Here is a 25,008-nt window from a genome sequence, read left to right on the forward strand (position 1 = left end):
TCAGACTAATGCCCACGCCCGAGCGCTGGCGACGGGGGCTCGGTGGGATCAGGACGGGGCGGCGCTGGGGGCGGGGGCCGCGCCCACGGTGACGGTGGCGGTCCGCACCTCGCCGTCGTGCCGGAACCGCAGGCGGACCTGGTCGCCGGGCGCCTTGCTGCGGATGGTGACGACCAGCTCGCGGCTGTCGCTCACGGGCCGGCCGTCGACCTCCAGGATGACGTCACCGGCCCGCAGGCCCGCCTTCGCGGCCGGCCCGCCGGGCGTGACCGGCACGGCGCCGCCCTCGGTCTCCGCGGCGATCCGCACTCCCTCGCCCTGATAGTTCTGGTCGATGGTGATGCCGATCCGGGAGGTGCGGGCGGCCCCGGTGGTGATCAGTTCCTGGGCGATCCGGCGCACCTGGTTGACCGGGATCGCGAAGCCGAGGCCGATGCTGCCGGACTGCTGGCCGAGCGGCGAGCCGCCGCCGACCGTGGCGATCGCCGAGTTCACGCCGATCACCTCTCCCGCCGTGTTCACCAGCGGACCGCCGGAGTTGCCCGGGTTGATCGCGGCGTCGGTCTGGATCGCGTTGATGAGCGCGTAGTCGGACCCGGTGCTGCCGCCGGCCTCGACGGGACGGTTGAGCGAGCTGATGATCCCGGTGGTGACGGTGCCGGTCAGGCCGAGGGGCGAGCCGACGGCGATGACCGGGTCGCCGACGACCGCCCCGTCGGAGTTCCCGAGAGGGAGCTCCGGCGCCCTGACGGCCCCTTCGGGCTTGACCACCGCGATGTCGGAGTTCGGGTCGCGGCCCACGACCCGCGCCACGGCGGAGGTGCCGTCGTTGTAGCGCACGCGGATGTTCCCCACCTGGCCCGAGACGGCCACGACGTGGTTGTTGGTGACGACGTAGCCGCCCTTGATGACGAAGCCCGACCCGGTGCCGGCCTCGCTGTTGCCCTTCACCTCCAGCGAGACCACGCTGGGCAGGACCTTGGCGGCCACTCCCGCGATCGACCCGGGCGGGCGCGCCGTGGGGAGGGACGACGGCGCGCTCAGCGTGTAGCCGGGGTCGACGCCGGAGGCGGGGCGGGTCAGCAGGAACGTCCCCCAGCTCGCCACGCCGCCCGCCACTAGCGCGATCACCACGGCCAGGGCCGTGAACAGCGCGATGTTGGGCCCGCGGGGCTCCGGCGCCTCTTCTGTGAAGGCCGTCTCCGCGAAGGCCGTCCCCGTGAAGGCCGTCTCCGTGAAGTACGACTGCGGGAACCCGGGCGGGGGCGCCCACCGGGTGCCCCAGGAGTCGTGGGAGGGTTCCTGCGGCGCCTCATGACCGGCGGGCAGGAACTCGGGCCGGTCCGACGCGCCGTGGGAACGCGTGTTGTCGGTCATCGCGACAGTCACTCCTCGCACACGACGCGCCTGTCACACCCGAATGGGTGCGGTGTCCGATCGTATGCCGTCTTCCCCGATCAGCGCGAAAGACCCCTGGTAACGCTCTGTGACGGAGTGGGCGACACGCTCACCGCCGGCGCCTTGTTCGGGACGGGATGAACGAACATCTGCCCGGGAGTCTGGCCGCTGGGAGTGGCGCTCGATCCTCCGGCCATGAGCATGGTGCCGAGGGCGACGGCGGCGGAGGCCATTCCCACGGCCACGTATCCCGCGCGTCTGGCCCTGCCGGGCCGTCCTGGCCCCGGCCGCCCGTCGTCCCGGCGCCGGGGCCGGTTGTCCATCGGCCCGGCCGCGTGCATGGCGGGAAGCCGGCCGAAGGCCGGGTGGTCGGGAAAGGGCCGCATCCGCGGCGGCAACGGCCCTCCCGGCTCCGCCATCCGCAGGAGCGACATGGTGAGGTCCGCCGGCATGGCGGGCGGATCCATGGACCGCAGGCGGGTCTTCAGCGCCCGCAGCGCGTCGACCTCCGCGCGGCAGTCCGCGCAGAAGGTCAGGTGCGCCAGCGCGCGTTCCCGCTCGTTGTGACCGAGTTCGCCGTCGATGAGCGCGGAGACGCGCTCGCCAAGATGATTCACAGTCCCTCCCTGCTGAATGAAGGGGGGGTTTGGTCGCCGTTCCGGTTCGCCGAAGGCGCCCGGTGGTCGAGCGCCTCCCGCAGTTGCGCGCGGCCGCGGTGGATGCGGCTGCGCACCGTGCCGAGTTTCACGTCGAGCGTCCTCGCGATCTCCTCGTAGGACAGGCCCTCGATGTCGCACAGCACCACGGCCGCCCGGAACTCCGGCGCCAGGGCGTCGAGCGCGGCCTGGATGTCGGGCTCCATGTGCGCGTCGTCGTACGCCTGCGCGGGAGACGGCTCGCGGCCGTGCAGCCGCTCGGCGGCGTCGTCCGCCAGCCCCTCGAAACGGATGCGCTGCCTGCGCCGCGCCATGTCGAGGAAGAGGTTCGTGGTGATCCGGTGGAGCCACCCCTCGAACGTGCCGGGGGTGTAGCTCGACAGGGATCGGAACACCCGGACGAAGACCTCCTGCGTGAGGTCCTCGGCGTCGTGGACGTTGCCCGTCAGCCGATAGGCCAGCCGGTAGACGCGCGCGGAATGCGTTCTGACGACCTCCTCCCATGTGGGAGGCGTCCAGTCGGACACCGAAGTCTCCGCCTGGTGGTCGTGCTCGTCCACCGGCATTCCTCTCTGCAGGATCGTCGCTACAGCCATAGTGCCTGGTTTCGCCCCTTCCTGCGTACCGTGGGCCGAGCGGCCTTGAACAAAGACCGTTCAAAGCGTGCAACGTCCCCGTTGTGGCGTGAGTTCCCGTTCCGGGCCGACTCCCCTAGGCTGCGTGCAAGATGAAGCAGGGGAGGGAGAGGCCGATGGCGACACCGGCCAGCCTGGAGTACGCGGAGGAGTTCGTCCCGGAGGACGACATCCTGCGGACCGCGCGCCGGCGTGGCATCGAGGTCGGAGCGCACCCGATCCTGCCCGGGTGCGGAGCGGCGCTCTGCTTCCTCGCCACGGTGGTGAACGCCCGCTCGGTGGTGGAGGTCGGCACCGGCTGCGGGGTCTCCGGCCTGTGGCTGCTGCGCGGGATGCGCCCGGACGGCACGCTCACGAGCGTCGACGTGGAGCCGGAGCACCAGCGCATGGCCCGCCAGACGTTCGCCGAGGCGGGCTTCTCCGGCAGCCGGATCCGGCTGATCGGCGGCCGCGCGCTCGACGTGCTCCCCCGCCTCGCCGACGGCGGCTACGACATGGTCTTCTGCGACGCGTCCAAGCAGGAGTACATCGACTACCTCACGGAGTCGGTACGGCTGCTGCGCCGGGGCGGGATCGTGGTGTTCGGCGACGCCTTCTGCGGCGACCAGGTGGCCGAGCCCACCCAGCGGGACCCCGACACGGTCGCGATCCGCGAACTGGGCAAGCTCGTCCGGAACGACGAGCGGCTGCGCCCGCTGATGCTGCCGCTCGGCTCCGGCCTGCTGGCCGCCGTCAAGCTCGCCTGAGCGGGCGTCAGGCGGTCAGGTAGCGCAGGAGCAGGCGGACGCCGAAGCCGGTGCCGCCCCTGGTGATCTCACCCTCGTCGGAGCCCGCCCGCGCGGGACCCGCGATGTCCAGGTGCGCCCAGGGCCGCCCGCCGGCGAACTCGCGTAGGAACAGGGCCGCCACGATCGACCCCGCCGAGCCCGACATCGCCCGGTCGACGTTCGCCAGGTCGGCCACCTCGGAGTCGAGCATCGCGCGGTAGTCGTCGACCAGCGGCATCCGCCACAGGCGCTCCCCGGTGGCCTCCCCCGCGCCGGCCAGGCCCGCGGCCAGCGCCTCGTCGGTCGAGAAGAGGGCCGCGATCGTCGGGCCGAGGGCGATCTTGGCCGCGCCGGTCAGGGTGGCGACGTCGATCACGACGTCGGGGTCGAGCTCGGCGTCCGCGTACGCCAGCGCGTCGGCCAGCACCAGGCGGCCCTCCGCGTCGGTGTTCAGCACCTCGACCGTCCGCCCGCCGTACTGCCTGATGACGTCGCCGGGGCGCTGCGCGGAGCCGGAGATGGAGTTCTCGGCGCAGGCCACGAGCCCGGTCACCCGCACCGGCACGTCGAAGTCCGCCAGGGCGCTCATCGCGGCGATGACGGCGGCGCCGCCGGCCATGTCGGTCTTCATCGTCTTCATGCCCTCTGTGGGCTTCAGCGACAGGCCCCCCGAGTCGAACGTGATGCCCTTCCCGGCGAGCACCACGTGGGCGCGCGGGTTCTCCGGCGTGTAGGAGAGCTGGACGAGGCGCGGCGGGTTAACCGACCCCTGGCCGACGGCCCGGATGCCGCCGAACTCGCCGAGCTCGGGCTCCGCCCAGACGCGCACGTCCAGTCCGGCACCGGCCGCCACCTCCTTCGCCTGGTCGGCGAGCCAGGCGGGGGTCTTCACGCTGGCGGGGGTGTTGACGAGGTCGCGGGCGAGCGCGGTGGCCCGCGCGAGCGCCTCGCCCCGCCGCAGCTCCCGCTCGTCCCCGCCGACGAAGACGATCTCCCGCACCGGCCCGCCCGCGCGGCCGTCGCCGATGGCGAACGAGTACGACGCCAGCAGCGCCCCCTCCACCAGCGACGCCGTCGCTCCCCTGAAGGCTCCCCCGAAGTCCTCCCCGAAGTCCTCCCCGGAGGGGACCACGACCGACAGCGACGCCCGGCGCCTGGCCCGCCTCGCGACCGCCGCCCCGGCCCTGCGCAGCGCGCCGGGCGAACCGTCGCCGACTCCGTACAGCAGGACGCGCCGCAGCCCGCCCTCGCGCAGGGCGGTCGCCTCGACGACCTCTCCGGGCTCGCCCTTGGCCTCGTACTGCGCGAGGAGCGCGTCCGCCGGCACCGGCAGCTCCACCCCGGGCACGGCGGGCGGGGTCCGGCCGGGACCGAAGGGCACGGCCACGATGTCCGCCTCCGGCGCGGGCCCGGCGGTGCGGGGGCCGGAGAGGACCGGCGTGGTCTCGATGGGCACGTCCACCTCCAACAGGGCGGCCCCGGCGCGGAGAGACCCGCCGCCAGGGCCGTAGATCAGCAAGCCGGCCGGCAGATCAGCCGACGACCTTCTTCAGCGCCTCACCGAGGGCGCTGGCCTCGTCCGCCGAGAGCTCCACGACGAGTCGGCCGCCACCCTCCAGAGGGACCCGCATGACGATGCCCCGTCCTTCCTTGGTGACCTCCAGCGGACCGTCACCGGTCCGCGGCTTCATCGCCGCCATGCGTGTATCCCTTCCCGCCTTGCCGGCCGCCCCTGGGGGTAACCGGCGTATTCACGTTTCTGTGATGTTCTATTATCCCGCCTCGGAGCTCAAAAAGGTAACGGCCCGGCTCCGGTAGGTGGATCAATGCACGCATCGCGCGCGTTGTCGGAGGGCGGGACGTGACCCCACACTGGGTGGCGTGAACGCCCGAGCCGCGCTTTTCGATCTCTATGGGGACCACCTCCGCACCCGTGGCGGCCGCGCCTCCGTGGCCGCGCTCGTACGGCTGCTCGCGCCGCTCGGCATCGCGGCGCCGGCCGTGCGGACCGCGATCTCCCGCATGGTCCGGCAGGGCTGGCTGGACCCCGTACGGCTCCCGCAGGGACCGGGGTACGCCGTCACGCCGAAGTGCGAGCGCAGGCTCGACGACGCCGCGACCCGGGTGTACCGCGGGGGCGACACCCCCTGGGACGGACGATGGCACGTGCTGGTGCTCGAACCGGTCAGGGACCGCGCACGGCGCGAGCGCCTGCGCTCCGACCTCGCCTTCCTCGGGTACGCGCCGCTGTCCGAGATGACCTGGATCGGGCCGCGGCCGTCGCCGGAGCTCGACGCGCTGCGGATCCCCGGCCACTGGTTCGACGCGGCCTACGAGGGCGACGCGCGGAACCTGCTCGCCCGCGCGTGGGACCTGGACGCCATCGGCAGGGCGTACGAGGAGTGGCTCGCCAGCGCGGCCGGCCTGGTCGGCTCCCTGCCGGAGGGGGCCTCGGACGACCAGGTCTTCGCGGTGCGCAGCGAACTGGTGCACGGCTGGCGCAACTTCCTGTTCCGCGACCCCGGCCTGCCCGCCGACCTGCTGCCGCCGGGCTGGCCGGGTGAGAAGGCCCGCGCGTTCTTCGACCAGGAGGCCGCCCGGCTGCTGCCCGCCGCCGCCGCGTTCGTGGACCGCCACCTGGCCGCGAGCTGAGGCGCCGGCGGCGGTCAGGCGCCGCGGAGCGCGGTGACGGCGTCGCGGACGTGGCAGCCGGCGACGTGGTCGTTGACCAGCCCGATGGCCTGCATCAGGGCGTACGCCGTGGTGGGCCCGACGAAGCGGAAGCCGTTCTTCTTCAGCTCCTTGGCCAGGGCGACGGAGCCGGGGGTGCGGGCGGGGACGTCGGCGAGGGTGGCCGGGGCGACGCGCCGGGGCTCCTCGGCGTGCCGCCACACGAGCGCCGACAGCCCGCCCGGCAGTTCGGCGGCGGCCCGGGCGTTGGCGACCGCGGCCTCGATCTTGGCGCGGTTGCGCACGATGCCGGTGTCGCCGAGCAGACGCTCCACGTCCGCCTCGCCGAACGCCGCCACGGCGGGGATCGAGAACCCGGCGAACGCCTTGCGGAAGTTCTCCCGCTTGCGCAGGATCGTCAGCCACGACAGGCCGGACTGGAACGCCTCCAGGGTGATCCGCTCGAAGACGAGGTCGTCGCCGCGGACCGGGCGGCCCCACTCCTCGTCGTGGTAGGCGACGTAGTCCGGCGTGGAACCCGCCCAGCCGCACCGGATCACCGGGGTCACCCGGCCGTCGCCGGTCACCATGTCTCTTCGGCGTCGGAACGGTCGCCGTCCCTGCTTTCTCCTACCGCGCTCTCTCTTACCGCACTTTCTCTGACCGCGCTCTCTCTGACCGCGCTCTCTCTGACCGCCGCCACGGGCACCTCGGGCCGGTCGCCGGTCGCGGCGTCGGCCTTCTGGTCAGCCGTCTCGTCGGCCGCTTCGCGCGTCCGCGGCTGTCCGTACGCCAGTTCGGACACCCGCTGCTCCAGCACGGCGATGCGGGTGTCCCGCTCCGCGATCGCGACCGACACCCGGTTCAGGGTCTCGTCCACGGCATGGGTGCCGTAGCCCACGAGACTGATGGGAAGCCGGAGCGTCATCAGGTCGGTGGGGGTTAACCGTCCGGCGGCGGGCAGGCCGAGCGGCGGCGCGTCGGAAGGGAACTCCGCCATCTCGCCTCCGTGGCCCAGCGAGACCATCACCACACACGCGATCACGGCGAGCCCGGCGATGACGAGTACGACCAGCACATACGAATCGTGCCACAACTCGCGCGCGTGCGAGCATGGAAGGCATGACGCTGGTGATCGGGCCGGACGACCCGGCCGACCCGGAGTGGGCCGAGGCCGCCTCGCTGCCGGAGGTGTCCGCGCTGGTCCGGGCGGGGCGCACCGTCCTGGTGACGCTGCCGGAGGACGAGACCGAGGCGATCGCCGCCGCCGCGGCGTACGCCTGGGCGGGCGCGGGCGTCTTCCGGACCTCCCACTCCCTGAGCTCCCATGCCGTGAGCTCCCATGCCGTGAACTCCCATCCCGTACGGCAGGCGCTCGACATGACCGAGGCCCTGCTGGGCCGCCGTCCCCCGGCCCTGACCCGCCGCGGCCTGGCCTGAGGCTCGCTCTCAGGGGGAGCTCTCGCCGAGTTCCTCTCCGGTGGGGCGCAGGTGCGGGACCCGCCGTTCGAGCAGGTCGAGAGCCTCCTCCACGGTGGTCGCCCACGCGATCGCGTCGAAGGCGTCAGGCCGCAGGAAACCCTGCTCGTACATGCCGTCGACCAGGACGCGCAGGGGTCCGTAGAGCCCCCAGGGGTCGAGCACGACCAGCGGCCGTTCGTGCATGCCGAGCACTCGGGAGGTCCAGATCTCGAACAGCTCCTCCAGCGTGCCGATGCCGCCGGGGAGCACGAGGAAGGCGTCGGACCTGGCGTCCATGACCCCCTTGCGCTCGCGCATGTCCGCGGCGACGATCAACTCGTCGGAGTCGGTGTCGGCGATCTCGATGTCCACGAGCACCTGGGGAATGACGCCGACCGTGTGGCCGCCGCCCGCCCGGACGGCCCGCGCGACCTCACCCATGCAGGAGACGACGGCGCCGCCGCTGACGAGGCCGTGGCCCCGGCGGGCCAGCTCCGTGCCGACCTCCCTGGCGAGATCGGCGTACTTCCGGTCGATCCGCTGGCTGGACGAGCAGTAGACGCAGACGAACACCCGGTCACCCTACTCGCCGCCTCAGTCGTTGGTGGCGCGGCGGTCCGCCTCCATGATGGTCCGTACGGCCTCGTCGGGATCGTCGGTGACCGAGACCAGCTCGACGTCCTGCGGGGAGATCTTGCCGGACGCCATCAGGGTGTCGCGGATCCAGTCGATCAGCGGGGTCCAGAAGGCGACACCCATCATGATCACCGGGAACGAGGTCACCTTCCGCGTCTGGACGAGGGTCAGCGCCTCGAACAGCTCGTCGAGCGTGCCGAACCCGCCGGGCAGGGCCACGAACCCGCTGGCGTACTTCACGAACATCGTCTTGCGGACGAAGAAGTAGCGGAACTCGATGCCGAGGTCGACGTAGTCGTTGAGCCGCTGCTCGTGCGGCAGTTCGATGCCGAGGCCCACCGACACGCCGCCCGCCTCCAGCGCGCCGCGGTTGGCCGCCTCCATCACCCCGGGGCCGCCACCGGTGATCACCGCGTAGCCCGCCTTGGCGAGCGCCGCGCCGACCTTCACACCGAGTTCGTACTCCGCGGTGTCGGGACCGGTGCGGGCCGACCCGAAGACGGTCACGGCCGGAGGAAGGTCGGCGAGGGCGCCGAAGCCCTCCACGAACTCGGACTGGATGCGCAGGACCCGCCAGGGGTCCTCGTGCAGCCAGCCGGTGGGGCCCCGGCGGTCGAGCAGGCGCTGGTCGTGGGTGGATTCGGGGACGAGGCCGCCGCGAACCAGCGACGGGCCCTGCCGGCGTTCGGGTCGGGAGTTGTTCATGCCCGTCACGCTAACGGCCGTCGCCGGGACGGGCGAAAAAATCTTGAGTGAAATCTTGGCGGGAGGGAACCGGTCGTCGCCGAGGCTCCGTCTAAGAAACGAGGGTGCTGCTCGGGACGAAAGTGGCTTTCCCCGCCAATGGCCGGCGAGGAAAGCCACTTTCTTCTGTCTGCGCCCGGAACCCCTGGTCACCGCACCTGCCGGCGGCCCCTAGAGGGGCCCGGTGAGCCACTCCGTCATCCGCCGCTCGCTTTCGGCGATTCGCGCCAGGCTCACGTTCTCCCCCGCCGTGTGCGCGATGTCGGGGTTTCCCGGACCGCAGTTGACGGCGGGCATGCCCAGGGCGGAGAAACGCGCGACGTCGGTCCAGCCGAGCTTGGCCCGGGGCGTGCCGCCGATGGCGGCGGCGAACGCCGCGGCGACCGGGTCGGTCAGGCCCGGCCGCGCCCCGGGGGAGCCGTCGGTGAGCCGTACGTCGAAGCCGTCGAACACCTCGCACACGTGCGCGAAGGCCTCCTCGGTCGTCCGGTCGGGAGCGAAGCGGTAGTTGACGGTCACCACGCACTCGTCGGGGATGACGTTGCCGGCCACCCCGCCGCGCACGCCGACCGCGTTGAGTCCCTCCCGGAACCGGAGGCCGTCCACGAGCGGGCCGCGCGGCTCGTACCGGACCAGCCGGTCCAGGACCGGCGCGATCCCGTGGACGGCGTTGACGCCCTCCCAGGAGCGGGCGCTGTGCGCCCGGACGCCCTTCACCGTGATCTCGGCGCGCAGCGTGCCCTGGCAGCCGCCCTCGATGAGGCCGTCGGTCGGCTCCATGACGACCGCGAAGTCGCCGGCGAGCCACTCGGGGTGGGTGCGGGTGAGCCGCAGCAGCCCGCTGCGCTCGGCCTCGATCTCCTCGCAGTCGTAGAAGACGAAGGTCAGGTCGCGGTTGGGCGCGGCCAGCAGGCAGAGCTTGAGCTGCACCGCCACCCCGCTCTTCATGTCGGAGGTGCCGCAGCCGTACAGCACGCCGTCCTCGGTCCGGCTCGGCAGGTTCCCCGCCACCGGGACCGTGTCGATGTGCCCGGCGATCACCACGCGCTCGGCCCGGCCGAGATCGGTCCGCGCCACCACCGCGTCGCCGTCCCGCCGCACGGTCAGGTGGGGCAGGGCGCGGAGGGCCTCCTCGATCGCGTCGGCCAGCGCCTTCTCCGCGCCGCTCACCGACTCGATGTCCACCAGCCGCGCCGTCAGCGCGCCCACGTCCTCGGCAAGGTCAAGTCGCATGCCTCCCGACCTTACGCCACCTGGACGGCGTCGGTGGGCTTGGCGTCGGTGGGCTTGGCGTCCTTGCGCCAGCCGTCGTGCCCGGCGGCCGCCGTCCAGGTGACCCCCTCGAAGCGCACCTCGCGCAGGCCGTACTTCTGGGCGTGGGCGACGTACCACGCGGCGACCAGCCAGCCGCGCCTGCCGGCGGACTCGGTGCCGAGCGCCCGCACGAGCTGCTTGCGGGCCGTCTCGGGCTGCGGCTTGACCGGCTTGGCGGGCGGCGGGTACCAGCAGTGGACGGCCCGCGGGACCCGCCCGGTGAACGCCGCGGAAAGAATCCTGGCGGACTGCTCGTGCTCGGCGTAGGCCGAGCCGTCGGCGGAGCGCTGCACGGCCTGGGCGGCGTCGTGCAGCGGCATGGTCCGGTAGTGCTTCACCTTCTCCAGGGCGGCGAAGAACTTGCGGGTCGCGTAGACCGGGTCCTGCAACTGCTCGGGCGTCCCCCAGCCTTGCGAGGGCCGCTGCTGGAAGACCCCCACCGAGTCGCGGTCGCCGTACGGGAGGTTGGCCAGCTTGGACTCCTGGATCGCGGTGACGTACGCGATCTGGAGGGCGCGCTCGGGCAGTTTGCGCCGGGCCGCGACGGCGGCGACGGTGGCGGCCACCTGGGCCTGCTCGATGTCGATGTCGAGCGTGCCCTCGGGGGTCGTGACGAGGCAGTGCTCCCCGAGCGCGAAGGGCTCGGTCCGCTTCAGCAGGTGATAGGCGCCGTAGAAGATCGCCCCGCCCAGCAGGGCGACGATGACCACGACGGTCACGACTGGTTTGGTTAGGCGCCGTTCCACGATCCAGAACCTACCCCGGTGATCAGGGCAGTCGTTCCGCGCGGACGGAGCCGGGGGTGAGGGGGCGGGCGTACGCCGCCTCCCACTGGCCGCCCTGCACACGCTGGAACGACAGCAGGCGGCCGTCGCCCGCGCGGTAGTCGGCGAAGTCGAGCAGCCCGCGCTCGGGCAGGCCCGTCCTCCCCTCGGACCGGAAGGCGGCGGTGCCGCGCTCGATCGGGGAGAACTCGACGCCGTCGACGATCAGCATGTGCTTGGCCGGCACCATCCCCTGGGTCGGCACGTCGGTCCACAGCAGGACCTCCAGGTGGGACGGCTCGCCCCCCGGGCCCGGCCGTTCCGCGACCGTCAACCAGTTGTCGTAGCGGCGGGCGCCCTCGTCGAGGAGGTAGTCGGTCCACTGCTCGCCCTGCACCGCGCAGTGCACCGCGCCGACGGCCCGGTAGCGGGCGGCCTCGACGTAGACCGTGTCCCCCACCTTGATCGTGCGGGGGTCGAAGTAGTCGGGATCGGACGCGAGGTCCCGCGCCGGTGACTCTCCCGGGGCGGCGGGCGGGGTGCGCACCGGCTGACGCGCCCGGCTGCGCCGGCTCGCCGCCACGGCGCCCAGCACGGCGCACAGCAGGACGACGACCGTGACGAGGCCCAGCACGATCACGGTCATTGTCGTCATGGCGCGCGATCCTACTGGAGGCGGCTGACCGCCGCATCGACGCGCTCGTCGGTGGCGGTGATCGCGACACGCACGTGCCCACGCCCCGCGTCGCCGTAGAACTCGCCCGGCGCGACGAGGATGCCCCGGCTCGCCAGCGCGCGGACCTGGTCCCAGCAGCCCTCGCCGTTGGCGGCCCACAGGTAGAGCCCGGCCTCGGAGTGCTCCACCCGCCAGCCCGCCCGTTCCAGCGCGGGGCGCAGCGCCGCCCTGCGGCGGGCGTACCGCGCCCGCTGCTCGCCGGCGTGCGCGTCGTCGTCCAGCGCGGCCGTCATCGCGGCCTGCACCGGAGCGGGCACGATCATGCCCGCGTGCTTGCGCACCTCCAGCAGTCGCCGTACGAGCCGGGGGTCGCCGGCGACGAACCCCGCGCGGTATCCGGCGAGGTTCGACCGCTTCGAGAGCGAGTGGACCGCGAGCAGCCCCTCGTGCGAGCCCTCGCACACGTCCGGATGGAGGACCGACAGCGGCTCGTCCTCCCAGCCGAGCTCGATGTAGCACTCGTCGGAGGCAACGATCGCGCCGCGCTCCCGCGCCCACGCGACCACCTTGCGCAGGTGCTCGGCGGGCAGGACCCGTCCCGTGGGGTTGGACGGCGAGTTCACCCAGACGAGCGGCACCCGCTCGGGCCCCAGCGAGAGCAGCCCGTCCGTCGCGTACGGCTCGGCTCCGGAGAGCCTCGCCCCCACGTCGTAGGTGGGATAGGCGAGCGCGGGAAAGACCACCCGCTCCCCCGGCCGCACGCCGAGCAGCGTCGGCAGCCAGGCCACCAGTTCCTTCGTGCCTATCGTCGGCAGCACGTCCGCGGGGTCGACGACGACCCCGTGCCGCCGCCGTAGCCAGCCCGCGGCCGCCTCACGCAACCGCGGCGTGCCGTACGTCAGGGGATAACCGGGGCTGTCGGCGGCGGCGGAGAGCGCCTGGCGGGCGACGGGGGGAACCGGATCGACCGGCGTGCCGACCGACAGGTCGACGATCCCGCCGGGATGCGCCCGCGCCAGCTCCTGGTACGGCGCCAGCCGGTCCCATGGGAAGTCGGGCAACGCGATCAATGGAAATCCCCCAGTCGTCACGGAGTGGGCCCGCGAGGGTCGGTGACTCTTTAGTGTTCCTCGCTCTGCGGCGGAAGCGCCGCGACCACCGGGTGGTCCTTGTTGATCTTTCCGACCTTCGAGGCGCCGCCGGGCGAGCCCAGCTCCTCGAAGAAGTCGACGTTGGCCTTGTAGAAGTCCTTCCACTGCTCGGGAAGGTCGTCCTCGTAGAAGATCGCCTCCACGGGGCAGACCGGCTCACACGCCCCGCAGTCCACACACTCGTCGGGGTGGATGTAGAGCATGCGTTCGCCCTCGTAGATGCAATCGACGGGGCACTCCTCGATGCACGCCTTGTCCAGGACGTCCACGCAAGGCTGCGCGATGACGTACGTCACCTCGGGCTCCTTCTGGGTTGCACGGCTCGACCGCGGTTTGTTAGCCCTAGTATTGCGGTGCCTGCCCACCAGCCGGAACAGGAGGGGGGCAATCGTCGTGGCCCCTGAGGCCGGAGCCCGTCTCGTCGTCGCGATCACCCCTGCCGACGTGGGCGAACGCGTGACCACCCGGCGCAGGGCGCCAGGTGGGTACCGGGACGCCGTCGGCGTGTTGGAATCCTGGCGCGACGGCGTGCTCACCGTACGGAAGCGGGACGGAAGCCTCGTCGAGATCGCCGAGGAGACCCTCGCCGCCGCCAAGGTCGTGCCGCCCGCCCGTCGGATGAGGTAATCAGGCGGCAATCCCGCAGCGTGCCGCCTCGACCGGCCGCGCCGGCGGGGCGGAGCATACGCGACGTGACCCTACGCGCCTGTGTCGTGACGATCTCCTCGGCGGCGGTCCTCCTGGCCGCGGCCTCCGCGTGCTCCCGGCAGCGGACGCCGGACCGGCCGCCGCCTCCGCTGAACCCCCGTGCGGCGAGCCTGGCCGACGGGTTCGGCACGATGGACAGGCTCGTCGACGCCGCCCGCAAGGAGGGCGCGCTCACCGTCGTGGGCCTGCCGGGCGGCTGGGTCGGCTACAAGGAGATCATCGCCCGCTTCTCCGACAAGTACGGGATCAAGGTGGCGTCGGTCATGCCGGAGGCGAACAGCCGGCAGGAGATCGACGCCGCGGCCCGGCTGCGCGGGACGGCCCAGGCGCCGGACGTCTTCGACGTCACGCTGGAGGTCGCGGTCGCGAACGCCAGGCTCTTCGCGCCGTACCGGGTGACGGGCTGGGCGGACGTCCCCGACGAGGCCAAGGACCAGGACGGCCGCTGGTACGCCGCCTACGGCGGATACATGTCGATCGGCTACGACTCGAAGAAGGTGCCCGCTCCGGCGTCGTACGCCGCGCTGGCCCGGCGGGGGACGACGGTCGCGCTGCCCGGCGACCCCCGGCAGGTGGCGTCGGCGTTCAGCGGCGTCATGGCCGCCTCGCTCGGCCAGGGGCTGCCCGACGCCGCGCGGGGGGTGAACCTGTTCGCACGGCTGCGCAGGGGCGGCATGCTCGGCCGTCCCGACCAGGCCGCGACGGTGGTCGACTGGGACTTCATGAACGCGGCGCGGGCCGCGGGCGGGCGCGGCGCGTCGGCCTGGCGGGTCACGATCCCGAAGAACGCGGTGCTCGCCTCCTACTACATGCAGGCGATCGACGCGGCGGCGCCGCATCCGGCCGCCGCCCGCCTGTGGGAGGAGTTCCTGCTTTCCGACGAGGGCCAGAACCTCTTCCTCAAGGCGTACGCCCGGCCGTCGCGGATGGAGGCGATGGAGACGCGCGGGGCCCTCGACGGGGGCGCCGCCGCCCGCCTGCCCGAGGCGTCCGGCGACCCGGTGATCCTCACCATCCCCGAGCAGGACAAGGCCAAGGCCTACCTGGCCGCGCACTGGGCGAAGGACGTGGGCTGACACTCACAGCCGGCACTCGCAGCCGGCACTCACAGCTCACACTCACAGAGGCGGCGGAAGCCGTACAGTGTGTCGCATCCCACCGGAATCCCACCAGATCCCAGGAGTCTCACGAGTCGGCATGAGACCGTGGTGATCGAGTCGTGGTGGCCGGGCTGAGGATCAGCGCGTGGCGATCCCGGCACCGGTCAGTAAGAATGCGAGCCGATCTTGAGGTACGAAACTCCCAGTCCCACTCGATGGAACGCTCGCGCCTACGACAGCTCCTTCGGCTACGTCTCGCCCGTGGGCGCGCCGCTGGTGGACCTGCTCGACCCCCGCCCCGGTGAGCGCGTGCTCGACCTCGGCTGCGGCACCGGAGTGATGACCGCGGAGATCGCGGCGCGCGGCGCCCACGTGCTCGGCATCGACGGCTCCCACGCGATGATCGAGCAGGCCATCGCCCATCACCCCGGTCTCGACTTCACCGTCGGCGACGGCCACGACTTCACCGTGGCCCAGTCGTACGACGCGGTCTTCTCGAACGCCGCCCTGCACTGGATGAACCGCGACCCCGACGCGGTGATCGACTGCGTACGCGAGGCGCTGCGGCCGGGCGGCCGGTTCGTCGCCGAGATGGGCGGCGCGGGCAACTGCGCGGCCCTGACCTCGGCCATGCTCACCGCCTGGCGCGAGCACGGCCTGGCCGAGCCCGAGCTGCCGTGGTACTTCCCCGGCCCGGCGGAGTACGCCCTGCGACTGGAGAAGGGCGGGTTCACGGTGCGGCTGCTCGAACACTTCGACCGGCCCACACCGCTCGACGAGTGCCCCGACGGCGCGGCCGGCTGGGTGCGGCTGTTCGCCGGCCGGCTGCTCGACCGGGTCCCTCCGGCGACAGTGGAGCCGCTGCTCCGGCGGGTCAACGAGCTGGCCGCCCCCGCGCTGCGGCGCGAGTCGGGCTGGATGGCCGACTACGTGCGCCTCCGTTTCGCCGCCGAACGCCACTGAGCCGATAACCGGGATCTCCAGCACGGCGGGGAGATTTGCCAGACTATGGTCTGGTCTTTGTGAGCGATGGGGACAGCATGAACTTCTGCCTGAGTGACCTCGTGCCACCACTGCGCTGGAGTGATGCCGCCCGCATCGGGACGCTCGACCGGCCGGGGCTGCCCGAGGCCTGGTGGCGCACGCTCCCCCTGCACCGGGTGCTGGCCGTCGCGGACTCCGACGCGCTCGCCGAGTTGCTCACCGTCCTCGCCCTGGAGCACTGGCCCGCGGCGGCCGTGGGCGACGTGCTGCCCGCGCTGCACGTGCTGGATCCCGACGAGGCCGACGACCCCCAGGTCGCGATCGCGCTCGACCGGGCGGGATCATGGCACGGCCTGCTCGCGCTGTCCGGCCGGGAGCTGGCCGACCAGCCCTTCGTCAAGGCGCGGCCGGTGCTGGCCGCCCTGTTCTCCGCGGTCTTCGCCCGGCTGTCGGAGACGGCCGCGGTGCCTTCTCGGAAGAAGGAGCCCGAGAGCCCGCCGGACGAATCCGAGCCCGAACCGGGGCCGGCCGGCCTTCCCGAGCTCATCCCCGAGCTGATCGACTCGGCCTTCGCCGACCTCGACGACCAGACCTGGATGGTGGCGCAGAACCGGGTCTTCACCGACGACCCGTCGGCGCCCGAGCAGCTCGCCAGGCTACTCGCCGTACCCTCCGAGGTGCTCGCCGGCGCCGAGGCGGCCCTGCGCGGCCGGATCGCCCAGTGGCTCGCGTCGCCGGAGGCGGCGCCGTACAACGAGCATCTGGCCCAGCTCACCGCCGCGCTCGGGGTCGCGGTGCCGAAGGCGCGGCTGGTCGCGGCGGCCGACTGGCACGGACGCGAACTCCGCTCGCTGGAGGTGCCCGCCTGGCGGTTCGTGCTCGCCACCCTGCCCGACCACCGGCTCTCCGGCGACTGGCTGGTGGCCGGGGACGTCGAGGACCTGAGGGAGCGGACCCGCGCCCTCATCACGGCGGCCGAGCGGCCGCCGACCGTCTCGCAGGCGCTCGAACTGGTCCGCTCGCTCGGCGTCCGTCCCGACGCGGCCAGGGAGTGGCTGGACAGCGTCCCGCAGTTGCGCGCGCAGCGGGTGCCCCGGGGGCGCGGGCTCAAGGACGTGTCGCTGACCCGGCGGTGCTTCCGGCAGCCGGACGGCAGATGGTGGCTGCGGGTCGACGTCTCCGGCGATCACCTCGGCGGCGGCGAGGTGACGCTGCCGACCGGGTTCGCGGCCTACGTCGGGCTCGCCCCCGGCGACACCCGGACCGTGCAGAGCGCCGCCGGGGACATCGGCCTCTCCTGGCACGCCCGGCCGTCGCTGGGCTCGCTGGGGCGGATCCTCACCGAGGTCTCGGCCGAAGAGGGCAGCCACATCTTCCTGACCCTGTCCGAGGAGGGCCTGCTGCGCGTACGGCACCTGCCGGCGGCGGGCGGCGACGAGATGCGGCGGGCGCTGCGCCTCGTCGGCTACACCGCTCCGGGCGGCACGCCCGAGCAGGCGGCGCGGGTGATCGCGACGCGGGTCGGGCTCGCCGGGCCCGCCGGGCGGCCGGAGATTCTCGCGCGGCTGCGCGAACGCGGGGACCGCGACCTGCTGACCCTGCTGGGATAGCGGGATGCCCCGGCTCGCGATCTCCCCGGAGTTCCTGCACGGGCTCGGCGCGCTCGCCCGGCCCGTCCGCCGGGAGGCGATCCTCGCCGTACGCCGGTTCCTGCTGAACGCCTCCACCGCGCCGCACCCCGAGAGGGTGCGCAACGGCCGCGACACCCGGGTCGCCACGCTGCGGCTCGCCGACCGCCACCGGGGAGTGGTCGTACGGCAGGACGACGTCTACTGGCTGCTGACCGTGCTGCCGGACGCCGAGGCGTGGTCGTACGCCCAGCGGCACCGGATCGGGGTGAACACGGCGGTCGGGATCGTCGAGGTCTGGGACGCCGAGGCGCTGGAGCGGGTCGAGCCGGCCCTGCGCCGGGCGTCGCGGAGCGGCGGCCGTCCGCTGTTCGAGGACTTCTGCGACACCGACCTGCTGAACATCGGCGTGGACGCCCGCCTGCTGCCGCTGCTGCGGATGATGACGTCGGAGGCCCACCTCGCCGCGGTGGAGCCGCTGCTCCCGCGCAGCCAGTTCGCGCCGCTGTCGGCGCTCGCCCGGGGCGGCTCGCTCGCCGCGGCCTGGCGCGAGCTGGACGCCTGCCGGTGCCGGGCGGCCGACGAGGTCGACCCCGAGGACCTGCTCACCGCGCTGCGGCGCAGCCCCGACCGGGCGGTGTTCACCGCCGACGCCGCCGAGCTGGAGCGGATCGTCGCCCAGCCCCACTGGTGCACGTTCCTCTACCCGCCGCAGCACACGTACGCCAACTGGCCGGCGTACGACGAGCCGGTGCTGATCACCGGGGGCGCCGGCACCGGCAAGACGGTCATCGCGCTGCACCGCGCGGCCCTGCTGGCCCGCGCGGCCACCGGCCCGATCCTGCTGGTCACGTTCTCGCAGGGCCTCGCGACCGAGCTGTCCGCGCGGCTCGACATGATGGTCGGCGACGAGCTGGTGCGTAAGCGCGTCGAGGTGGGGAACGTGGACCGGATCGCCCACCGCATCGTCGCCGAGGCGGAGGGCCGCGCCCCGGCCCTGGTCTCCTCCGACGACCTGGCCGGGCTGTGGCAGGAGGCGGCCGCCGGGCGCTTCGGCAAGCACGGGAAGCACTCGGACAGGCGCTTCGGCAGCGCGTTCCTGCTGCGGGAGTGGGAGCAGGTGATCCTCGCGCAGAACCTGCGGACGCTGGAGGAGTATCAGGCGGCGGCGCGGCCCGGCCGCAGCGTGCCGCTGGACGCCGGCGCGAGGACCCTGGTGTGGGAGGCCGTCCAGCACGTCATCGGGCGGCTGCGCGAGACGGGCCGCCGGACCCTGCTCCAGCTCGCCTCCGAGGCGGCGGGGCTGCTGGGGCGGGCCGTGGGCGACCTCCTCGGCGACCGGGAGCCGGGGCGGGAGCCGTACCGGCACATCGTGGTGGACGAGGCGCAGGACCTGCACCCCGCGCAGTGGCGGCTGCTGCGGGCGGCGGTCCCCGCCGCCCCGAACGACCTGTTCATCCTGGGCGACCCGCACCAGCGCATGTTCGACACGCGGGTCGCGCTCGCGGACGTCGGCATCCCCGTCCGCCGGTTCCATCTGAAGCTCTCCTACCGGCTGCCGCCGGAGATGCTTTCGTGGGGGGTGCGGCTGCGCGGCGGCGGGCCCGCCGACGGCCTGGTCGCGGGCAACGCCGGGCTGTACGGCTACCGCGGGCTGGGCCACGGGCCGCGCCCGATGGTGCGCGAGTACGTGACCCCGGAGGCGGAGATCGCCGGCCTCGTCTCGACGGTGGCCGACTGGCTGCGGGAGGGCGTGCCCACGGCCGAGATCGCGGTCGCCGCGCGTACCGCCGACCTCGTGCGCACCGCCCGTACCGCACTACGCGAAGCGGGCATCACGGTCAAAGTCGCCTTACTTCACGGGATGAAAGGGCTGGAATTCCGTCGGGTCGCCGTGATAGGCGTGGCTGACGGAATCGTGCCGGCGCCCGATGCGCTGACCCCGGCCGCCGAGGATCCGACGGCACGGGCGCACGATCTGCAACGCGAACGGGGGCTGCTCTACGTGGCGTGCACACGAGCGGGAGAGTTGCTCTACGTGTCCTATTCGGGGCGCGCCAGTCCCTTCCTTCCGGTGTGACCACGTTAGCCCTGATCCCCTAGTGTGAACTGCGGATATGTTCCCCCTCGCCGGTTGGACCTGCATGAACCTGAGCCTTAGCGACATCGTGCCTCCGCTGCGCTGGACCGCCCCCAGCCAGGTAGAGCCGATCGCGAGCGACCCCGGTCTTCCCGACGCGTGGTGGCAGGCGCTCCCCCTCGACCGGGCCTGCGCGGCTGTGGGGACCGTCCAGATCGCCTCCCGGCTCGCCGACCTCACCAGCGCCTGCTGGGGGCACCTGGTCCTCGGCGACATCCTGCCGCTGCTGAGGTTCACCCACCCCGAGGAGAGCCTGCAGACGCCGGGGCCCCGCGAGATCGTCCACAAGCTGTTCATCGACGTCATCGACAGGCTGCTGGCCACCGAGCCGGCCGGGGAGCCCGCCGGGGCCCCGGTGCCGCCGGCCCTCCCCGAGCGACCGATGGCCGAGCTCATCGACGAGATCTTCGCCCGGCTGGACGACCGCCAGCGGGCCATCGCCAGGGACCGGCTCTATCACGACACGTCCCAGCAGTCGGGCCAGCACCCCGGCCAGGCCCAGCGCGCCACGCTCGACGAGCTCGCCCAACGCTTCTCCGTCACCCGCGAGCGGATCCGGCAGATCGAACGCGACCTGCGCGACCACGTGCTGGAGTGGCTGCGGAGCCCGGCCGCCGCGCCGCTCAACGCCCACCTGGCCTGGCTGCGCACCCGGCTCGGCTCCGCGGTGCCCGCCGACGACCTCGCCGCGGCCGTGCCGTGGCACCGCACCGAGCTGATCACCCTCGCGATCCCCGCCTGGCGGTTCGTCCGCACGCTGCTCACGGGGTACGACCAGGTGGACGGCTGGCTGGTCGCGGGCGGCGCGGACGAGCTCAGGGAGAAGACGCGTCAGCTGTTCGCCGACGGCCCCCGCCCGCTGGACGAGGCGGTCGCGCAGGTGGCCCAGCTCGGCGTACGCGAGGACGTGGCCGAGCGCTGGCTCGCGTCGGTGCCGCAGCTGCGCGTGCTCGACGGGCACGCCGTGCCCTGGCCGCGCAGCATGGGCGACAAGGCCGAGGCCGTGCTGGCGGTCTCCGGCGGGCCGTTGACCCCGGAGGAGATCCAGGCCCGCATCGGCGAGGACTACAGCCTCGTCGGCCTGCGCAACCAGCTCGCCGCCGACGAGCGCTTCATCCGGCTCGACCGCAGCAAGTACGGCCTGCGCCGCTGGGGCGGCGAGGAGTACCTGGGCATCCGGGAGATGATCAGCCGGGAGATCGAGCGCGCGGGCGGCGAGGCGTCGGTGAGCACGATCGTCGACAACCTCACCTCGCGCTACGACGTGAGCGAGAGCTCAATCAGGGCGTACGCCGGAGGCCCCGGGTTCGAACGCACCCAGCGCGGCTACATCAGGGTCGCGGGGCAGGCACAGGGCGAGCCGTACCAGCCGCGCCGGGACGTCTCGATGACCCGGCGCTGCTTCCGCAGCCGCGACGGCCGGTGGTGGCACAGGGTCGACGTCAACGCCGAACACCTGCGGGGCTCCGGCTCGCCGCTGCCGACGGGTTTCGCGGCCCATCTCGGCATGGCGCCCGGGGGGCAGCTCACCGTGTCGACCTCGTCGGGCGAGGTGGTGATCAGCTGGCACAACCAGCCGACCATCGGGTCGATCAGGAACGTGCTGGCCGACTACAACGCCTCCGACGGCGACCACGTCTTCCTCACCGTCTCCGACGGCGGCGAACTGCTGACCCGGTTCCTGCCCGCCGCGGCGGCCGGGCTGCCCGCGATCAACCGGGCCCTGCACCTGATCGGGTACACCGCGCCGGTGGCGTCCGAGGCCGAGGGGCTGCGCCTCATCGGCGCGCGCATCGGCCTGGCCGAGGGGACCGGCCGGGAAGAGGTGCTCGACCGCCTGCGCGACCGCGGTGACCGCGAAATCCTCCGCTTCCTCCCCTGAACCGATCCTCATGCTCGTGAAGGGTCCTGCTCGGGTGACGGGTCCTGCTCGGGTGACGGGTCCTGCTGGGGTGACGGGGACGCGGGGCACAGCACGTAGGCTCAAGGCATGTTGCGGCTCCACGACACCCTGACCCGGCAGATCGTGCCCCTCGCACCGGCGGGTTCGCGGATCCTGCGGATGCACGCCTGCACCGCCCACAGGCCCGCCGGTCTCGGCGACCCGCGCCCGCATCTGCTCGCCGACCTGATCCGCCGCGTCAGCGAGCGGGCCGGGTTACGCGTGCTCGCCTGCCGGAACGTCTCCGACCTCGGGCACGGAGGCGACGGCGGAGCCTCGCTCGAAGCCGGCGCTCTCGCGCTCAACATGCGCGTTCCCGAGCACTCCCCCCGCACCAGCGAGACCATGGGCCTGATCATCGAGCTCATCGGACGGCTCATCGAGCATGGTCACGCGTACACCACTCCCGAGGGTGCGGTGATGTTCGACGCGGCGTCCTTCCCGGCGTACGGCGAGATGTGCGGCGAGGCGGCTTCCGGCGACTGGACACTGTGGGAGCCAGGCGGCGAGGACCGCGCGGGCACCGCCTGGGACACTGCCTGGGACGCGCCCTGGGGACGCGGGCTGCCTAGCCGCGACATCGAGTGCTCGGCGACGCCACTGCGGTTCCTCGGGCCGCGCTTCGAGCTCTACGTCGGTGGTGAGGGCCTGTGCTCCCCGCACCACGAGAGGGTGCGGGCCCAGTCGAACGCCGCCACCGGCGAAGAGGCGGCCGCCCACTGGGCGCACGCCGGACGCCTGCTGTTCGAGGGCCGGCCGGTGGACGATGACGACGGCTCCAATGGCGGCTCCACTGACGGCTCTCCCGGCACATTTCCTGGCGGCTCTCCTGGTGGCTCTCCTGGCAGCGCTCTCGGCGGCGCTCCCGGTGGCGCCGACGCCGTGACGCCGGCCCGTGTGGCCGCGGCCGGACTCGACCCCCTGGCCGTACGGCTGGCCCTGCTGCGGCACCCTTACCGGCAGCAGGTGGACCTCACCTGGGACAGCCTCAAGACGGCCGACGCGGAACTGCGCCGCCTGCGGCGGCGCGTGGCCGAGTGGGCGGAGTCGTCCAGCCGCCCGATCGACGCCACGTACGCCGGGCGCGTCCAGAACGCGCTGGACTCCGATCTCGACACTCCACAGGCCCTGCGCCTGCTCGGCGACCTGGAAACCGACGAGTCGGTTACGCCGGGGGCCAAGTTCGAGACCTTCCTCCACTTCGACCACGTGCTCGCCCTCGACCTGGCCGCCGACATCGGCAAGGCTTGACCCTCCACGGCAGCGTTCGAGTGCCTCGGCGGCAGCTCTCCCGCGCTCCCAGGAGGCTGAGTTCCAAGCGTCCCGCCGGCTGATTCCCGAGAGCCGTCCCGGCGGCGGTCCGAGAGCCGTCCCGGCGGCGACAAACCGCACACCTCGTGCGGCGGCGATCGCGCCTTCGGCGGTCATGTTCCGTCCCATCGCCTTCGCGGCAACATTGCGTCACACAGGCGAATGCCGCCGCGTTCCCCTGCGCGCGAACCACTCCGGAGCCCTCGCCTGGCGGCGCGCGGTCAGCACATGGGGTCGGTCTCACCGCGTAACCACTCACACCTTTCACGATCTTGAGGCTGGTCGGTTTGGTGATTGAGCCGGGGTCCGGCATGATGATCGCCGATCATGTCCGAGCAGCCCATGTCCCCGAGCGCGCCCTCGATGGAGGAGTTCGCGCGGCAGATGGCTGCACTGCGGCAGGACGTGGCCGAGGTCCGGGCCACCAATACACGGCTGCGGGAGCTGCTGGCCGAACGCGAGGCCGAACTGGCCGTGGCGCGCGAGCGGATCGCCCGGCAGGCCGAGGTCATCACCGCTCAGGCCGAGGAGATCAAGCAGCTGCGGGAGCTGGTCGCGCAGCTGCAGCGACGACTGAACATCGACTCCGACAATTCCGGGACGCCCACCTCGAGTGAGAAGGTGTGGGAGCGCAAGGAGCGGGCCGAGGACAAGAAGGGTGCCTCGCCGGGCTCGCGCGGGGTGTATGGGCCCAAGCGCCCGCCGGGGGGCCAGCGCGGCCGTAAGGGCACGCGGATGGAGATGACGGCCAGCCCGGACCGAACCCGGACACTGCCGGCGCCGGACCGGTGCGGCAGCTGCGACGCTGAATTCGGCCACGGGGCCGAGGTCGGGTTCGTCCGCGCCCAGGTGACCGAGCTGCCGCAGGTCAGGCCGGAGACGATCGAATACCGGATGCCGCCAGCCCGGTCAGGCGTGTTACGGCCCGAACGTCAAGACCGCGGTCGCGCTGATCGCCGAGATCGGGCACGCCAGTATGGAACGCACCGCGCTGCTGATGAAGCTGATGTTCGGCCTTGCCCTCTCGACCGGGTTCGTGGCCAAGGTGGATGCCCAGCTCGCCGCCCGGCTGGCCGGCTTTGAGGAGCAGGTCAAGGCGCGCCTGCGCGCGGCCGAGGTGGCCGGGACCGATGAGACCCCGGTGTCGCTGGCCGGGAAGGTCGCCTACATCTACGGCATGCACGACGGCAAGGTCGTCTGGTACGGCGCCGGCGCCACCCGCGGCCACGCCACCATCAAGGGCTTCGGCCTGCTGACCGGTTTCACCGGCATCCTGGTCCGCGACGACTACGTGGGCTACTACTTCCTGGACAGCCTGCTGGCCGGGGTGCAGATCTGCCTGGCCCACATAGTGCGTGATCTGCGCCGGGTTCACGAGGCCGATCCGGTACGAGGCGCCTGGGCCGGACAGCTCCGCACCGTGCTGCAGGAGGCCGTCCACACCGCCAATCAGGCCGTCCGCGACGGGAGAACCGATGTGAACCCGCGGGTCATCGCCGACATCCGGGCCCGCTACCTGGACCTTGCCGAGCAAGGGATCAAGCTCAGCCCCCACCACGCCGGACGGCCCAAGAACCAGGCCCGAGTCCTGGCCGAACGCCTGAAAGATCGAGTCGACAAGGCCCTGCTCTTCCTCACCGACCTGCGGGTCGGGGCCACCAACAACGGCAGCGAGCGGATCCTTCGAAGGGCCAAGACCCAGATGAAGATCAGCGGCTGCTGGCGCAGCATGAGCGGCCTGCAGGCGTTCTGCCGCGTCCACACGTACCTTGTCACCGCCACCAACCACGGAGTCGACGCCTTCCGCGCCCTGCGCGACGCCTTCCTCGGCAGCCCCTGGGCCCTGCCTCAAACAGCTGCATAACCCAAGCTCACAGATACGTGTGAGTGGTTACCTCACCGCAGGGCGGCGGGGCCATTGCGGGTCCGCAGTTGGTCCACCGCGGGTCCACCGCGGGTCCTCCGCGGGTCCACCGCGGGCGAGCCGGAAACCGCAGGCGACAACGCGCTGCATCATCTGGCACTTCAAAGCGACAAATCACTCGATGAATGGCTGAAACACATGAGCAGACCGCCGACATGTGATCCCAGCTAATCGCCGCTCAGGGGTGTTCACGGCGCGCTGGCATGGGAGAATTAAGACAGGCTTTCGAATCGATGGGGAGGTGTGATGGATCTGTTCGACTCTGACCCTGCGCACCCTCATCGTTCGAACGATAATGGTGATGGCGACTGGTGGGATCAGCTCACCGCCAAATCGCCCCTCTGGTCTGCCGAGGGCGCTCTTGCCCGTGAATATGTGCCGATCGTCGAGCCCGGAGCG

The 25,008-nt window shown here is 72.5% G+C and carries 25 protein-coding genes; 11 read left to right on the top strand and 14 right to left on the bottom strand.

All coding sequences use genetic code 11. The features are described 5' to 3' along the window. Positions 1-48: 48 nt before the first annotated feature. From OG344_RS03635 to sigE, 3 genes are all read right to left on the bottom strand, one after another. Positions 49-1,377, bottom strand: a complete 1,329-nt coding sequence (locus OG344_RS03635; RefSeq protein WP_405086964.1) for a S1C family serine protease — start codon at positions 1,375-1,377, stop codon at positions 49-51. A gap of 80 nt (positions 1,378-1,457) precedes the next feature. After that, the gene (locus tag OG344_RS03640) at positions 1,458-2,015 is read right to left on the bottom strand and encodes an anti-sigma factor family protein (RefSeq protein WP_405086965.1); all 558 of its coding nucleotides are present in this window, start codon (positions 2,013-2,015) and stop codon (positions 1,458-1,460) included. Continuing rightward, the gene (gene sigE / locus OG344_RS03645) at positions 2,012-2,620 is read right to left on the bottom strand and encodes an RNA polymerase sigma factor SigE (protein ID WP_111701367.1); all 609 of its coding nucleotides are present in this window, start codon (positions 2,618-2,620) and stop codon (positions 2,012-2,014) included. The genes OG344_RS03640 and sigE overlap by 4 nt, the downstream gene beginning before the upstream one ends. Positions 2,621-2,805: 185 nt before the next feature. Here sigE and OG344_RS03650 point away from each other — a divergent pair, with 185 nt between their 5' ends. Then, positions 2,806-3,435: an O-methyltransferase gene (locus tag OG344_RS03650; RefSeq protein WP_327047824.1), complete on the top strand. Its 630-nt coding sequence runs from the start codon at positions 2,806-2,808 to the stop codon at positions 3,433-3,435. Between the two features lie 7 nt (positions 3,436-3,442). Here the strand turns inward: OG344_RS03650 and OG344_RS03655 are convergent, their stop codons facing one another. Then, complete coding sequence (locus OG344_RS03655; protein WP_405086966.1) at positions 3,443-4,912, bottom strand: leucyl aminopeptidase family protein; 1,470 nt, start codon at positions 4,910-4,912, stop codon at positions 3,443-3,445. Between the two features lie 76 nt (positions 4,913-4,988). Beyond that, entirely contained in the window at positions 4,989-5,156 is a 168-nt protein-coding gene (locus OG344_RS03660) for a DUF3117 domain-containing protein (protein ID WP_405086967.1), read from the bottom strand. Positions 5,157-5,337: 181 nt separating this feature from the next. On the opposite strand from OG344_RS03660, the gene OG344_RS03665 reads away from it, so the two are divergent. Beyond that, on the top strand, positions 5,338-6,108 hold the full coding sequence (locus OG344_RS03665) for a PaaX family transcriptional regulator C-terminal domain-containing protein (RefSeq protein ID WP_405086968.1): 771 nt from the start codon (positions 5,338-5,340) through the stop codon (positions 6,106-6,108). Between the two features lie 14 nt (positions 6,109-6,122). Here OG344_RS03665 and OG344_RS03670 read toward each other — a convergent pair whose 3' ends face one another. Both OG344_RS03670 and OG344_RS03675 read right to left on the bottom strand, forming a co-directional pair. Then, positions 6,123-6,716: a DNA-3-methyladenine glycosylase I gene (locus OG344_RS03670; protein WP_405086969.1), complete on the bottom strand. Its 594-nt coding sequence runs from the start codon at positions 6,714-6,716 to the stop codon at positions 6,123-6,125. After that, positions 6,710-7,204, bottom strand: coding sequence for a hypothetical protein (locus tag OG344_RS03675; protein ID WP_405086970.1), 495 nt, complete (start codon positions 7,202-7,204; stop codon positions 6,710-6,712). Before OG344_RS03675 ends, OG344_RS03670 begins: the two co-directional genes overlap by 7 nt. A gap of 44 nt (positions 7,205-7,248) precedes the next feature. On the opposite strand from OG344_RS03675, the gene OG344_RS03680 reads away from it, so the two are divergent. Next, positions 7,249-7,566 carry a hypothetical protein gene (locus OG344_RS03680; protein WP_405086971.1) on the top strand — a complete coding sequence of 106 codons (318 nt, stop codon included), beginning with the start codon at positions 7,249-7,251 and terminating at the stop codon, positions 7,564-7,566. 9 nt (positions 7,567-7,575) lie between these two features. Here the strand turns inward: OG344_RS03680 and OG344_RS03685 are convergent, their stop codons facing one another. The 7 genes from OG344_RS03685 to fdxA form a co-directional block, all read right to left on the bottom strand. Further along, on the bottom strand, positions 7,576-8,160 hold the full coding sequence (locus tag OG344_RS03685; RefSeq protein ID WP_405086972.1) for a TIGR00730 family Rossman fold protein: 585 nt from the start codon (positions 8,158-8,160) through the stop codon (positions 7,576-7,578). 21 nt (positions 8,161-8,181) lie between these two features. Continuing rightward, complete coding sequence (locus OG344_RS03690) at positions 8,182-8,928, bottom strand: TIGR00730 family Rossman fold protein (RefSeq protein WP_405086973.1); 747 nt, start codon at positions 8,926-8,928, stop codon at positions 8,182-8,184. Positions 8,929-9,138: 210 nt separating this feature from the next. Next, positions 9,139-10,200 carry a succinyl-diaminopimelate desuccinylase gene (gene dapE / locus OG344_RS03695; RefSeq protein WP_405086974.1) on the bottom strand — a complete coding sequence of 354 codons (1,062 nt, stop codon included), beginning with the start codon at positions 10,198-10,200 and terminating at the stop codon, positions 9,139-9,141. A gap of 11 nt (positions 10,201-10,211) precedes the next feature. Continuing rightward, a complete protein-coding gene (locus OG344_RS03700) occupies positions 10,212-11,027 on the bottom strand; it encodes a hypothetical protein (RefSeq protein WP_405086975.1) in 816 nt (271 codons plus the stop codon). Between the two features lie 22 nt (positions 11,028-11,049). Then, positions 11,050-11,700, bottom strand: coding sequence for a DUF4178 domain-containing protein (locus OG344_RS03705; RefSeq protein ID WP_327047834.1), 651 nt, complete (start codon positions 11,698-11,700; stop codon positions 11,050-11,052). 11 nt (positions 11,701-11,711) lie between these two features. Beyond that, positions 11,712-12,791, bottom strand: coding sequence for a succinyldiaminopimelate transaminase (dapC, locus tag OG344_RS03710; protein WP_405086976.1), 1,080 nt, complete (start codon positions 12,789-12,791; stop codon positions 11,712-11,714). A 50-nt stretch (positions 12,792-12,841) separates the two neighbouring features. Then, positions 12,842-13,168 (bottom strand): ferredoxin, encoded by a 327-nt coding sequence (gene fdxA, locus OG344_RS03715; protein ID WP_111701357.1) that lies wholly within the window; start codon positions 13,166-13,168, stop codon positions 12,842-12,844. Positions 13,169-13,265: 97 nt separating this feature from the next. On the opposite strand from fdxA, the gene OG344_RS03720 reads away from it, so the two are divergent. From OG344_RS03720 to OG344_RS03755, 8 genes are all read left to right on the top strand, one after another. After that, entirely contained in the window at positions 13,266-13,499 is a 234-nt protein-coding gene (locus tag OG344_RS03720) for a hypothetical protein (RefSeq protein ID WP_327047836.1), read from the top strand. A 65-nt stretch (positions 13,500-13,564) separates the two neighbouring features. Continuing rightward, a complete protein-coding gene (locus tag OG344_RS03725) occupies positions 13,565-14,656 on the top strand; it encodes an ABC transporter substrate-binding protein (protein ID WP_405086977.1) in 1,092 nt (363 codons plus the stop codon). 210 nt (positions 14,657-14,866) lie between these two features. Next, positions 14,867-15,643, top strand: a complete 777-nt coding sequence (locus tag OG344_RS03730; RefSeq protein WP_405086978.1) for a class I SAM-dependent methyltransferase — start codon at positions 14,867-14,869, stop codon at positions 15,641-15,643. Between the two features lie 59 nt (positions 15,644-15,702). Further along, on the top strand, positions 15,703-17,274 hold the full coding sequence (locus OG344_RS03735) for a hypothetical protein (RefSeq protein WP_405086979.1): 1,572 nt from the start codon (positions 15,703-15,705) through the stop codon (positions 17,272-17,274). A 4-nt stretch (positions 17,275-17,278) separates the two neighbouring features. After that, positions 17,279-19,372, top strand: a complete 2,094-nt coding sequence (locus tag OG344_RS03740) for a UvrD-helicase domain-containing protein (RefSeq protein WP_327047840.1) — start codon at positions 17,279-17,281, stop codon at positions 19,370-19,372. A gap of 64 nt (positions 19,373-19,436) precedes the next feature. Next, positions 19,437-21,314: a sigma factor-like helix-turn-helix DNA-binding protein gene (locus OG344_RS03745; protein WP_405086980.1), complete on the top strand. Its 1,878-nt coding sequence runs from the start codon at positions 19,437-19,439 to the stop codon at positions 21,312-21,314. Positions 21,315-21,422: 108 nt separating this feature from the next. Further along, entirely contained in the window at positions 21,423-22,625 is a 1,203-nt protein-coding gene (locus tag OG344_RS03750) for a cysteine--tRNA ligase (protein WP_405086981.1), read from the top strand. 1,021 nt (positions 22,626-23,646) lie between these two features. After that, the gene (locus tag OG344_RS03755; RefSeq protein WP_405089041.1) at positions 23,647-24,549 is read left to right on the top strand and encodes a transposase; all 903 of its coding nucleotides are present in this window, start codon (positions 23,647-23,649) and stop codon (positions 24,547-24,549) included. Positions 24,550-25,008: the final 459 nt, after the last annotated feature.

It is taken from the genome of Microbispora sp. NBC_01389, assembly GCF_045040095.1.
Lineage (GTDB): Bacteria > Actinomycetota > Actinomycetes > Streptosporangiales > Streptosporangiaceae > Microbispora.

Bases quoted from the DNA above. Each gene is read 5' to 3' on its own strand.
- OG344_RS03750 (WP_405086981.1), top strand. From the start codon at position 21,423: ATGTTGCGGCTCCACGACACCCTGACCCGGCAGATCGTGCCCCTCGCA.
- sigE (WP_111701367.1), bottom strand. From the start codon at position 2,620: ATGCCGGTGGACGAGCACGACCACCAGGCGGAGACTTCGGTGTCCGAC.
- OG344_RS03680 (WP_405086971.1), top strand. From the start codon at position 7,249: ATGACGCTGGTGATCGGGCCGGACGACCCGGCCGACCCGGAGTGGGCC.
- OG344_RS03670 (WP_405086969.1), bottom strand. From the start codon at position 6,716: ATGGTGACCGGCGACGGCCGGGTGACCCCGGTGATCCGGTGCGGCTGG.
- OG344_RS03705 (WP_327047834.1), bottom strand. From the start codon at position 11,700: ATGACGACAATGACCGTGATCGTGCTGGGCCTCGTCACGGTCGTCGTC.
- OG344_RS03690 (WP_405086973.1), bottom strand. From the start codon at position 8,928: ATGAACAACTCCCGACCCGAACGCCGGCAGGGCCCGTCGCTGGTTCGC.
- OG344_RS03740 (WP_327047840.1), top strand. From the start codon at position 17,279: ATGCCCCGGCTCGCGATCTCCCCGGAGTTCCTGCACGGGCTCGGCGCG.
- OG344_RS03635 (WP_405086964.1), bottom strand. From the start codon at position 1,377: ATGACCGACAACACGCGTTCCCACGGCGCGTCGGACCGGCCCGAGTTC.
- OG344_RS03650 (WP_327047824.1), top strand. From the start codon at position 2,806: ATGGCGACACCGGCCAGCCTGGAGTACGCGGAGGAGTTCGTCCCGGAG.
- dapE (WP_405086974.1), bottom strand. From the start codon at position 10,200: ATGCGACTTGACCTTGCCGAGGACGTGGGCGCGCTGACGGCGCGGCTG.
- OG344_RS03660 (WP_405086967.1), bottom strand. From the start codon at position 5,156: ATGGCGGCGATGAAGCCGCGGACCGGTGACGGTCCGCTGGAGGTCACC.
- OG344_RS03745 (WP_405086980.1), top strand. From the start codon at position 19,437: ATGAACCTGAGCCTTAGCGACATCGTGCCTCCGCTGCGCTGGACCGCC.